At 69.8% G+C, this 12378-nt stretch carries 8 protein-coding genes; 2 read left to right on the top strand and 6 right to left on the bottom strand.

Translation table 11 applies throughout. The annotated features are described in order from the left end of the window. A partial coding sequence (locus KBI5_RS14990; RefSeq protein ID WP_085015583.1) for a hemerythrin domain-containing protein occupies positions 1–577 on the bottom strand: 577 nt, incomplete at its 3' end. A 1725-nt stretch (positions 578–2302) separates the two neighbouring features. On the opposite strand from KBI5_RS14990, the gene KBI5_RS14985 reads away from it, so the two are divergent. Together KBI5_RS14985 and KBI5_RS14980 are read left to right on the top strand one after the other, a co-directional pair. Further along, on the top strand, positions 2303–3706 hold the full coding sequence (locus tag KBI5_RS14985; protein WP_011438585.1) for a family 2B encapsulin nanocompartment shell protein: 1404 nt from the start codon (positions 2303–2305) through the stop codon (positions 3704–3706). A 309-nt stretch (positions 3707–4015) separates the two neighbouring features. Continuing rightward, positions 4016–6280, top strand: a complete 2265-nt coding sequence (locus KBI5_RS14980; protein ID WP_085015582.1) for a family 2 encapsulin nanocompartment cargo protein terpene cyclase — start codon at positions 4016–4018, stop codon at positions 6278–6280. Here KBI5_RS14980 and KBI5_RS14975 read toward each other — a convergent pair whose 3' ends face one another. The 5 genes from KBI5_RS14975 to KBI5_RS14955 all read right to left on the bottom strand — a co-directional run bounded on the left by KBI5_RS14975 (position 6281) and on the right by KBI5_RS14955 (position 12271). After that, a complete protein-coding gene (locus KBI5_RS14975) occupies positions 6281–7033 on the bottom strand; it encodes a SagB family peptide dehydrogenase (protein ID WP_085015581.1) in 753 nt (250 codons plus the stop codon). A 30-nt stretch (positions 7034–7063) separates the two neighbouring features. Continuing rightward, the gene (locus tag KBI5_RS14970) at positions 7064–8308 is read right to left on the bottom strand and encodes a YcaO-like family protein (protein WP_241882924.1); all 1245 of its coding nucleotides are present in this window, start codon (positions 8306–8308) and stop codon (positions 7064–7066) included. A 102-nt stretch (positions 8309–8410) separates the two neighbouring features. Next, complete coding sequence (locus KBI5_RS14965) at positions 8411–9715, bottom strand: YcaO-like family protein (protein WP_241882923.1); 1305 nt, start codon at positions 9713–9715, stop codon at positions 8411–8413. Positions 9716–9807: 92 nt separating this feature from the next. Beyond that, positions 9808–11451 (bottom strand): CocE/NonD family hydrolase, encoded by a 1644-nt coding sequence (locus tag KBI5_RS14960; RefSeq protein ID WP_085015580.1) that lies wholly within the window; start codon positions 11449–11451, stop codon positions 9808–9810. 10 nt (positions 11452–11461) lie between these two features. After that, entirely contained in the window at positions 11462–12271 is an 810-nt protein-coding gene (locus KBI5_RS14955; RefSeq protein WP_011438591.1) for a TOMM precursor leader peptide-binding protein, read from the bottom strand. Positions 12272–12378: the final 107 nt, after the last annotated feature.

Here is a 12378-nt window from a genome sequence, read left to right as displayed (position 1 = left end):
CCCGCCGCGTCACGGCATCCCGGACATGGTCGATGACCGAGGCGATCGGACCTACCGTCCACTGCTTGGCGGTCGAACCGGCGGCTGACGGGTGCGGATGGGTGGGAGYGAACTTCKCCGCCGTCCGAAGCCGACGGCCCATGCTTTCCAGCTGCCTGGCGTCGCGGGCCGCGTGCACCCGGGGGAACTCCTCGTTTTCCTCATGCTCGGCATGGTCGACAACGGCCCGTTCGAAGTCCGCCAGCTTCGCATCGAACTCGGCGCTACCGACATCCATCTTCTCCAGCGCCAGCAGCACGCGGGTGGCCTCGTCCTCCTCGTGGTTGCGCGCCTCGGCCACCCGGCTGTCGATCTTCTTCGTAACCGGCCGCACGACCATCTCCTCGGCGGTCTCGTGCGCGGCGAGCAACGCCCGCAGCTCGTCGAACGCCCGGCGCTTGTGCTCGCCCGCCGCCGACTTCACGTCCGCGAACAGCTCGCGGATGCGGGCGTGCTGTTCGAGCAGGACTCCCACGACGTCGTCGTGGGAGAACTGCGCCGCTCGGCCGCCGTCGAACCCAGCGTCATTGATCGGCATGATGTCCTCCTCATCACGGTCCGCCCATCGAGACCTCGATGTCGGCGTGCCCCGAGACGGCACTCGAAATCGCGCGGCATCGAGGACGCCCGACCGGCGGGGCCCAACCGGCACGTTGGGCTCGTCAACCTGCCCCGGCCGGATCGGGGTACCGAGAGTGCCCCGATCCGGCCGGGGCAGCTCGCCGCCTACCGACGTCCCCAATCAGGGCCAGTACGAAGTAGCCACCTAAACGGCCCCATGAGTAGCTCATAATTCCTAGTAACCCGTCGGCGCGATGACGGTGAGTTGATGCCTGGGAGCACCTGCGCCGTCCGGTCACGCCGCACCGGTCACGCCGACCGGCGCGTACGACGGAATAACGCCGATACCCTCCCAAAGACACGTATAGTGATAATTCCTGGCGTCCAGGCTTGAGTCGAAGCTTGAACCGAAGGCGACCGGCCGAGGCATGCCCCTCGCATCGCGGGATTCGGCCGGCGCCGTTGCCGGGAGGCAATGGCTCCCTCGGTCGGCAGGACCGGCTCGATACGATGCGCCTCGGGTCGATCATCCGACCAGCCGTGCCGGGCGGACGGATACCCCTTTTCGGCCATAGCCACAGGTCCCGCAATGGCCACAGGTCCCGCAATCTCCAGGCCTTTGGCCCCGCCGGGGCCGCTGGGCCGCTGGGCCGCTGGGCCGCCGCATCCGGCGGATGATCGGACCAGGCCGCGGTTGCGGGCCCGGGACGGGCACTCGGGCCGAGGCCCTGACCAGGAGAAGCGGTCAGCGTCTACGGCGTGTCGTGAGAAGTCCGCAACCGGTCCGGATCTGCCGCGGACGGGCCGGCGCGGCAGGTCTGGACCGGGTGGGACGCCACGCGCCGTCTCCGTCCCCGTCGCCGTGACGTTTCCGGCCCACCGCAGGGGGTGAAGAAATACCCGCACGCCRCACTCGAGGGAGACGACGGCGCTCCCACCCGGGTTCCCCGGAAATTGGCTATGTTCCGCGGCGCGAACGAATATCACCGAAGGAATTTTGCGCGCGGACTCCGCGAACGCTCCGACCGCCAGCCGGACCAGATTTCGACCCGATATCACCACGGTCGGGACACGGGCGCCGATCGGCGCTTGATCCACCGGCGGACTGGATCAACCAGCGGAAAAGGAGGACGGTACTCCTGTCCGCCGCGTACCGACAGTTCGTCCGGGACACCGGGAAAACGATCGAGAAAACGCCTGGCCGCCCTTTACGGTGCGTGGTCGCCGGGCCGGGCCGAGGACTAGAGCAGGCCGGTCTGCCCGGACCAGATCTGATTGGTTCCGCAAAGTGCTTGCCGCCCGTGGGATCGATGCGGGAGGCTTCCCATGYGCGGCGAGACGACGCGCGTTCCGTTCGAGACAAGCGCAGGTCTCCTGTTGACTCGACGCCATGGGGGGGGTTACACCAACGGAGCGCCCATAGATGTCATCGCTACTCAGGGAAGGCGGGACTCACCCAGCRCAGCATCGGAACTTCGACGTCCCGCATTTCGTGTCGGTTCGATGTACCTGCGGTCGGCGGCCAGCCGCCGGGATCCGTCACGCCCGCACATTCCTATGACCGTGCACAGGCCGCGCCTTCTACATGTGCGTCGGGTCAATAGAAACCGCACTCCGGGAAAACCCCCATACCCCCAGTGTAAACCCCCACTCCCAGTGGGAAAACTGCCCCTGCGAAAACCAGAGATAGGTGGAGTCTGTCATGACCGAACCCGTGCAGGCCGGTACGGATGCCGGCGGCGAAGAGCCCCGGCTGAGTCTGAGCACGGCGGCCGCGCGCAATCTCGCGACGACCACCAAGTCCGTTCCGCAGATGCAGGAGATCACCTCCCGGTGGCTGCTGCGGATACTGCCATGGGTCCAGGCGTCCGGCGGCGTGTACCGGGTCAACCGCCGTCTGACCTACGTACTCGGGGACGGACTCCTCACGTTCACCACCACCGGATCCGAGGTCCGGGTCGTTCCGCGCGAACTCGGCGAGCTGCCCGCCCTGCGGGGCTTCGACGGCGAGGTGCTCGATGCGCTCGCGGACCGCTTCGCCCAACGGGAATTCGCTGCCGGAGACGTGCTGGTGGAGAGCGGTCAGGCCGCCGACCAGGTGTTCCTGATCGCGCACGGTAAGGTCGGCAGGTTCGGCCTCGGAGAGTACGGCGACGAGCGGGAACTCGGCGTACTCGCCGACGGCGAGTACTTCGGTGACGAGGCGCTGGTCGAGGAGGACCTGACCTGGGAGTTCACGGCCCGCGCACTCACCGGTACGACGGCCCTCGTCCTGTCGCGCCAGCAGTTCTCCGAACTCGCCGACTCCTCCGACGAGCTGCGGCGTCACCTCGACGAGTACCGGACCCGGCTCCAGCCCCCGAGCAACCGCCTGGGCGAAGCGGAGATCGCGATCGCCGCCGGGCACACCGGGGAACCGGACCTGCCGGGGACGTTCGTCGACTACGAACTGGCCCCCCGCGAGTACGAGCTCAGCGTCGCCCAGACCGTGCTACGCATCCACAGCCGGGTGGCGGACCTCTACAACGAACCGCACAACCAGCTGGAGCACCAGATCCGGCTCACCGTCGAGGCCCTGCGCGAACGCCAGGAGCACGAACTGGTGAACAACCCCGACTTCGGGCTGCTGCACAACGCCGACCTCCGTCAGCGTATTCACACCCGGAGCGGTCCGCCTACCCCGGATGATCTCGACGACCTGCTGAGCCGCCGACGCAGCACACATTTCCTGCTCGCCCACCCGCGGACCATCGCCGCGTTCGGCCGGGAATGCACCGCCCGTGGCATCTACCCGGCCACCGTCCTCCTCCACGACCAGCACGTGCCGGCCTGGCGTGGCGTTCCCCTGCTCCCGTTGAACAAGATTCCGATCAGCGGGACCGGTACCACGTCCATCCTCGCGCTGCGCACCGGTGAGGAGAACCAGGGGGTGATCGGCCTGCACCACGCCGGCCTGCCGGACGAATACGAGCCCGGCCTGTCCGTGAGATTCGCGGGTATCAGCGACAAGGCCATCATCTCGTACCTGGTGACCACGTACTACTCCGCGGCGGTGCTCGTCCCCGACGCGCTCGGTATCCTGGAGAACGTCGAGATCGGTCGGTGACACCCGGCCGCGCGAGCCGCTGGGACCACCCGGAACCCGCGGAATTACGCGGAATTACGCGAGATCACATGAGATCACGCTGGGTTCCGGAAGGGTTCCGCGGGGCTCCGCGGCATCCCGGCCCGATCTCTCCCGGCCGCCCCGAACGTTCACTTCTCCGCTGCCACCTCGGCAGACCCGGTGCACCTTCCCCGGGGCCGGTTCCCCGGGGAAGGTGCACCGGTGCCGGATACGGATAAGGATCCGTATCCGGCCGACTTTCGGGGCCGGCCGTCCAGCCCGTGACCGAGAAGGGTTCACCAGCGGGTCATGCAGCCTTTCACGCTACCGGAGTTCTACGTGCCCTATCCGGCACGGCTCAATCCGAACCTGGAACAGGCCCGCGTGCACAGCAGGGCTTGGGCCGACAAGATGGAGATGATCGACTCTCCGCAGCACGGAACCGCGATCTGGACCGAGGCCGACTTCGACGCACACGACTACGCCCTGCTCTGTGYATACACCCATCCGGACTCCGTCAGCCGAAAACTCGATCTGGWCACCGACTGGTATGTCTGGGTTTTCTACTTCGACGACCACTTCCTGGAGCTGTACAAGCGGTCCCACGACATGGCCGGCGCCCGGGCCTACCTCGACCGCCTGCCCGCCTTCATGCCCGTCGACGGTGAGATCACCGAGACGCCGACCAACCCGGTGGAACGCGGACTCGCCGACCTGTGGACCCGGACCGTCCCGGAGCGTTCCGCCGACTGGCGGCGGCGGTTCGCGGTCAGCACCAAGAACCTGCTGGACGAGTCCCTGTGGGAACTAGCCAACATCAACGCCGGCAGGCTCGCCAACCCGATCGAATACGTCGAGATGCGGCGCAAGGTCGGCGGCGCGCCCTGGTCGGCGAACCTCGTCGAGCACGCCGCCGACGCCGAGGTGCCGGCCCAGGTCGCGGCGACCCGGCCGCTGCAGGTACTGCGGGACACCTTCGCCGACGCCGTGCATCTGCGCAACGACCTGTTCTCCTACCAGCGCGAGGTCGAAGAGGAGGGCGAGCTCAGCAACGGCGTGCTCGTCATCGAACGTTTCCTCGGCTGTGGAACCCAGGAGGCCGCCGACACGGTCAACGACCTGCTCACCTCGCGGCTGCACCAGTTCGAGCACACCGCGGTCACCGAACTGCCGGCGGTCCTCGAGGAGCACGGTGTCGACCCGGGGAGCCGGCTGGAGGTCCTGGCGTACGTGAAGGGTCTGCAGGACTGGCAGTCAGGGGGCCACGAATGGCACCTGCGCTCGAGCCGGTACATGAACCGGGCCGTGGCGCCTGAGAGCGGCGAGCTCAGCGGACTCCTCGGACTCACCGGTCTCGGTACCTCGGCGGCCCGGATTGTGCCGTCCCTCGTCACCACCACACCGCGCCGGATCCGCTCCTTCACGCACATCCCGCACCAGATCGTCGGGCCGCTGCGCCATCCCGACTTCTGCATGCCCTTCTCGACCGGGCAGAGCCCACATCTGGACGCCTCCCGCCGGGAAAACATCATCTGGGCCCGGGCGGTAGGGATGCTGGACCCGATTCCGGGCATCTGGGACGAACACAAACTGCGGGCGTTCGACTTCGCGCTGTGCTCGGCCGGAATCCATCCGGACGCGACCCTGCCGGAACTGAATCTGACGACGGACTGGCTCACCTGGGGGACCTACGCCGACGACTACTACCCGGTAATCTTCGGCCGCACCCGGGACATCCTCGGGGCCAAGGTGTGCAACGCCCGGCTGTCGGAGTTCATGCCGCTGGACTCCCCCGTCACCGCGGTGCCGGCCAACGCGTTGGAACGCGGTCTGGCCGACCTGTGGACGCGCACCACCGAGACCATGGCGCCAGGCGCGCGCGAGACGTTCCGCGGCACCGTCGAGGTTATGATCGACAGCTGGCTGTGGGAGCTGGCAAACCAGGCCCAGAATCGCATTCCCGACCCGATCGACTACATTGAGATGCGCCGGGCGACCTTCGGTTCGGATCTGACGATGAGCCTGGCCCGGCTGGCCCGGCTGGCCCAGGAACAGACCGTGCCACCCGAGATCTACCGCACCCGGCCGATCCAGGCCTTGGAGAACGCGGCCGCGGACTACGCCTGTCTCCTCAACGACGTCTTCTCCTATCAGAAGGAGATCCAGTTCGAGGGTGAGATCCACAACTGTGTCCTCGTCGTCGAGAACTTCCTCGACTGCGACCGGGAGCGTGCCCTCGCGGTGGTCAACGATCTGATGACCTCCCGGATACGCCAGTTCGARCACATCGTGGCGCACGAGCTTCCGGCGCTGTTCGACAGCTYCGCCCTGGACGCGTCGGCGCGGCAGGCGCTGCTGGGCTACGCGCGGGAACTCCAGAACTGGCTGGCCGGGATCCTCCGCTGGCATGAGGGCACGCATCGGTACGAGGAGTCCGAACTGCGGTACCACCCAGCGGCGGGAGTACGGCCCTTCGGCGGCCCCACGGGCCTGGGCACCTCGTCCGCCCACGTCCGCCCACGTCCGGCCGCGGCGGCCGGCGCGGCCGGCGCGGCCGGCGATAGTGAAATGTAGTCAGCTCGCATGCCTGGTTGGCGGTCGGACCGGCTGGCGGCCGACGGGGAACACGACGGTCGGGAACATCGTGTCGGGCAGACGCAGCAACTCGGCGAGGGCCTGGTCGTCGAAGGCCGTCACGGCGCATCCGGCCAGCCCGAGTGCGGCCGCGACCAGGTAGAGGTTCTGCACGGCGATTCCCGCGTCGAGGTGCAGGGTGCGGTAATGGCGTGCCGGGTACTTCACGAGAGTCGTGTCGAGCCGGGCGACTACGACGACCGCCATGGGCGCCCGTTCGGCGAACTCGGGTTGGACCAGCACCGAACGCAACGCCGCCGTCGGCTCGCCGGACCRCAACGTCTGCAGGCAGTGGTCCTCGGCGTCGTACCGGAACACGCCGCCGGGCAGCTGCGCACCGCGCGCAATGACGAGATAGATGGACAGTGAATGCAGGCCACCTGCCGACGGCGCCATCCACATCCGGTGCTGACTGCCGTCGGGCAGTCGGACATCCCGCTGCGGACCCACCGCCCAGCGTAGGAGCGAGGAGACATTCTCGGCGGTCGGCGCCTCGGCATCGAACCGGTACCAGGACCTGCGTGCCGCGAGCACCTGGCCGAACTCGACCGGCAGGTCCGCGCGCGGTGCCGGCAGCGGAATCCGGCAGGTGGYGGCGCGCAGTCCGTCGAGCATCACCTGCCGGGTCGGCGGACCATTGAGGACCTGTTGGACCCGCCGGATACGCTCCAGCGCGGTGACGTCCTCGGCCACACTCGTCCCTTCGGTTACGTCGCTAATGCGCTAATGYGGCAGCGGGAGGTCGCGCCGGGTGGTGCCCGCCGCGGCGAGTTGCCTGGCCAGCCGGGCGCCGCCGAGGAACGGAAGGCCGACAGAGGTGTTCGAGTACAGGCCGGGGGCCAAGGTGTGCACGACCCGCATGCCGGTGGGGCGCACGTCTTCGGTGGTGACGTCGACCGATGTCACCGGGTGGCCGGCGTCGGCGAGCGTGCGCGCGAGCACCGTCGGGTCGTCGACTCCGGCGTGCCGGGCGTCCCGGTCGAGGGTCTCCCAGCCGATCGTGCCGGTGAGGGCCTCGGCGAGTTCGGCCTCCAGCCGGTCCTGCAGGCGAGAGTCGAGGAAGAGCTGGAGGTGGGTGCAGTACTCGACGACGTCCGCCAGGTCGTCTCGGCAGTCGTCGAGGTACCGTCGGTCAGCTCGCCACGGCTTGAGGGGGCTGTGCGGGTTGCGTGCGGCGCGCATGTAGGGGCCGTCGGGGTCGTCGAGGTCGGCGACGAACATCTGCAGCTGGAAGGCTTCGGCAAGGGCCTTGCGCAGCGCCGGCGTGGTGGTGGTCCGGCACGCTGCTCCCATGGTCAGGTAGCCGGTCGCCGTGTCGTGCACCAGGGCGCCGACGACGACGAGGCCGAACTCGTTCGGGAATTCGACGAACCGGGTCGTCATGCTTCCGTACGCGCCCATGGCAAGCTGCGCGATCCAGGGGGGCGGGGTGATGGCCCGCAGCGGCCGGCGGCCGTGCCAGGCCATGGTCAGCGTGTCACGTTCGATCATCTGGCAGATCGCCGACCATTGCGCCGAGCGCTGGTCCATACCGGCGGCCAGGCCGGCGCTGAGGACCGGGCTGAGGTAGGGGAACCCGCGGGCCTGGGCCTGGTGGGCGTAGGACACCCAGACGAGCTGCGCGGGTACCCAGACGGGGGTGCCAGCAAGCAGGTCGGTGCCGGACGTCCATTCCAGCTCGAGATCCTCGCGGTACTCGGTGAACGGGAAGTAGGGCCCGGCGTACTGGGCGGGTGAGTACAGCACTACCGAGCGCGGGTCAAGCACGGTGGCGCGGTCCGCCGTGAGCTCTTTGTGGGTGGCGCGGCGCAGTCCGGCGGGGACGAGGTTCCCGCAGTAGCGTTCGACGGCCTCGCCGACGGCGGGCCCGAGGGCGGCGTCGTCGTCGAGCAGGGCGTAGCCGGCTCCGGCGAAGTCACTGGCCCAGGCGGAGAACCTGGTGGTGTCGGAGAGAACGGCGGTGTACATGGTGAATTCGGGCGGCAGGGTGGCGGGAATGGCGTTGCGTTCGATCCGGCGGATGATCCCGGTTCGGGGGGCGAGGATCGCGGCGAGGTCCATGGGTGCTCCTYAGACGTGCGGGATCGGGTACGGATAAAGGGCGTCTTCGGTGATCTTTCCGGCAGCCAGGCCCAGCTGGGCGGGTACGTCGTAGAGCCGCTCGCCGCCGAGGAACGGGAAGGCCGCGGGCGGGTTGCCGTAGAGCCCGGGGACGATGACCCGCACGACGGTGAGGCCGGCCGCCCGCACGTCCGGGGTGGTGACGTCCACTGACACGGCGGACAGGCCCTGCGTCGCGAGCATGTCGAGGTAGCGTCGATGGGCTGTGCCCCCGTTGGCGTCCCCGTCGGCCCGGGGGATGTCGGCGAGCCGGGTGGTGCGGGTGTCGTCGCGGAGCCGGTCGAGGGGCCGGCCCTGCATTCGTGGATCCAGATAGAGCTGGGCGACCGCGGGCAGGTCGACGAGGTCGCGGAAATCCGGCCGGATGTCATCCGCGTACCGCCGGTCGGCGCGGTAGGGCAGGTACGTGTGCGGGGGTATCTCGCCGCGGGCGACGGCTCGCCAGTGCGCGCTGTCACCGTCCGCGAGCTCGGCGGTCAGTTCCAGCATGGCGAAGGCTTCGACGAGCGCCTTCGTCGCCGCTTCCCGCGGGTCCGCCCGGCATGCCGTGCCGTACGCGATCAGCCCCCGTCCCGGTTCTTCAAGGAAGGCGGCGAGCACCGGAACCGGGAACTGGCTTGGCACCTGGAACAACCGGATGGTGCGACCGGTGCCCTCTCCGTGGGCGATGTCGTGCCGGTCGAGGAGCTCAGCCGCATCGGCGACGGCCCAGCCGGCGGCGCCGCTGGCCCACCAGATGGTGTTCGCGTCGCGTTCGAAGAGCTCTTCCAACGCAAAACGCTCGGCGTGCTCACGGTTCTCGCCAGTGGCGATGCCGGCGTACAGCATGGCGTGGGTGGCCACCTCGTCGGCGTGCGCGCCGCGGAAGTAGTTCAGGTAGGCCATCGACGCGGGCACCAGCACCGGACCCCCGGCGTACAGGTCGCGGCCGGGCACCCAGGCCACCGGTGTCTGGCGGGTGAAGGGCCGGAAGGGGAACCCGCGGGCGCGGTACTGCCGGTCGGAATAGAGCGCCAGGGTCGCCGGGTCGAGAGCCGGCCGCCCGGCCCTGGCGAGATCGTCGTAGCAGGCGATCTCCAGGGCGTCGGGAACGGCGTTGCCGCAGTACCGTTCCACGGCCTCCCCGACCGCGGCACGGCGCGCCCGGTCGTGATCGCCCAGGGCGGCACCGAAGCCAAACCGCTCGGCCGACCAGGTGGCGAACGCACGGGTGTCGGCGGCACGGGCGCTCCAGCCGACCCAGCAACGCGGCATGGCGGGGCTCGGCTGGTAGGGAACGATCTGGGTGAGGACGCCGAGTCGGCGGTCGACGAGACGCCGTTCGGCCGGCGCGGGGGTGGTTGATCTCACGGGTGCTCCAGCACGGGCAGGTCGACCCGGCAGCCGCGGGTTGGACCGGTGTGGATGGTCTGGGTGGCGATCCGGGTGGCGCTGGTGGTGTACCGGTCCTGGCCTGTGTTGGGGGTGCGGGCCAGCCGCGGGAAGTCGCTGCTGGTGACCTGCAGCTCCAGCCGGCTGCCGGGGTGGAGCAGCAGGGCCRTGGCGCCGAGCGGGATCGACACCGTGGCCGCGCCGGGCCCRACGGCAGCGGCGCCGCTGGTGACCTCCAAGGCCCGGCCGTCACCGAGCCGCTCCACCAGCCGGACTATCCAGTCGGTGCCGGGGCCCGTGGTGTCTGCGGCCATCGTGACGGTGGGTGCGCCGACGATGGCAGTCGGCGTCGTCAGTGGCGGGGTCCGGAATGCCACGGCGTCGGCGCGGGCGTCCAGGGGGGCACGGTCRCAGTCCCGCGGGAGGCTGGGGAAGGGGTCGAGCGGGTCGTAGGTGAACCGGTGCTCGGCGGGCCGCTCGGGCGGGTTCGGCAGGAGTGACCCGTCAGCGCTGGCCTGCAGGCCCAGGGTGGCGGTGGACGCCGGCCACCGATCCAGCCAGCGTCCGCCCTCGACGAGGAACACCTTGGTGATCGACGCATCCCGGCCGGCCAGCACGTCAAAGATCCACGCGACCTGGAGGCGTCCCAGCGGCAGTTGCGAGGCGGGCCCGTGCTCCCGCCCACCCGCCGAGCTGGAAGCGGGGGTCGACAGCTCGTGCCCCCACGGCCCGATCACCAGGCCCCGGGCGGGCCTGTTCGGAGCGCGGTCGCGGCCCGCGGTTTCCCACTGCCACAGCGTCTGTGGCAGGAAGAGATCGTACCAGCCGCCGATGTGCAGGGACGGCAGCGAGCAGCGGGCCAGTTCCTGCGTGCTGATGCCCTCCCCGAGGTCGTCGCCAGTACGGTCATGCGGTGCCGGGCTGTCGCCGGTCGTCAACGGAGCCGGGGCTGACAGAGCCGGGGCTGACAGAGCCGGGGCTGACAGAGCCGGGGCTGACAGAGCCGGGGCTATGGCGCTCCACCAGCGTGGCACCCGTGCCCAGAGGTGCCGGCCGAGGTCAGCTACCGGCAGGTGCCGCAGCAGGTCCGGCTCACAGCCCAGCATCTGCGCGGACAGCCCGTTCCTGCTGGTGYGGCTCTCGGCGTGCTCGGCCCACCAGCCGGCGTACTCGGCCAGCCGCAGGATCCCCGACGGGTCCACGTTGGCGGGCCGCAGACCCGCGGCGGGTACCTCGCTGATCACTGCGCGCACGAGCTCGGGAACGGTGACGGCGGCTGCCCACGCGGTGAACGAGCCGTAGGAGGCTCCGGCGAGGATCACGTTCCCATCGCACCAGGGCTGGCGGTGGACCCATTCGACCAACGCCCGGCCATCGGCGCGCTCCCCTTGATACGGGGTCCAGGTTCCGCCCGACCCATAGCGCCCCCGCACGTCCTGGGCAACGTAGGCCAGTCCGTTCCGCGCCCACCCGACGCCGTTTGCCAGCAGCGAACCGCGACCGTACGGGGTGCGAGTGACCACCGCCGGGGCGGGTAGCCGGTCGGGACGGTAGACGTCGGTCGCCAGCAGGACGCCGTCCGCCGCCGGTACGGCCTGGTTCGCGTCGATGGCGTGCATGCCCCGGCRCCTAGACCGGGTTGACCGCGAGGTTGGGAAGAGGAAGCACCGGATGCCGGCTGATCGACGCCGTGGTCGGATCGACGACGAGCTGGTGCCCCTCGCTGGGCACGGTGCTTCCCGCCGCCAGCGCCCGCAGGTCGGCGGCGAGCAGCCCCGCCAGCACCGCGGTGGCTGCCGGGGTGAACGGTGCCGGCGGCTTGACCGCGTCGGAATCGAGGTAAGCCCAGTGGGCGATCAGCTCGTCGGGGAGAGCGGCCGCGGCGAGCCGACGTCCTCTGGTGTCCCGGTAGCACGCCGTACGGCCCGGCATCGACAGGGGTCCCACGACGAACGTGTCGCCCTCGGCGTAGCAGCCGTGCCATGGCGTGTGGTGCGCCGCGCACCACTGATCGAGCCGGCACCAGTGCGAGTCCGGCAGCCACCGGGCGCAGCTGACGACGGCGTCCGAGCCGGCTACCGCGGCCTCGTCCGCCGGGCCCACGGTGCACTCGACGTCATCGATGATGTCGCCCAGGAGTTCGGTGAGCTTCCCGACGACCGGACTGTCGCCGTCGAGGTGCACCTTCCAGCCAGCCGGAACGGTCCCCGCACGCCCCGGGCCGACGAACACGCCGCGATCGGTGAGCGCGGCGGTCATGCGCTCGACGGCGGGTCGGTCCGCATCGGGCAGGGGCAGCTGGGTGGCCCCGGCCGCGACGTTCCGCACGAGGGCGAGCAGGCGGTCCTCGCCGCCAATTCGGACGAAGACGTCCCCGGGGGCGCTGTAACGCCAACTCCCGTCGGCGGCCCGGTAGAGATGGTGGCCAGGAGAGAACACGTCGGCTTTCCTCATCGGGTGTGTCGCGGTCGTGATGGGCTGGTCGTGATGGGCTGGTCGTGATGGGCTGGTCGTGATGGGCTGGTTGCGGCCGGCAGGGGTCATGR

This window comes from Frankia sp. KB5 (genome assembly GCF_002099325.1).
In the GTDB taxonomy this organism is placed as follows: domain Bacteria; phylum Actinomycetota; class Actinomycetes; order Frankiales; family Frankiaceae; genus Frankia; species Frankia casuarinae.
This window is presented reverse-complemented; position numbering and strand designations above follow the sequence as displayed.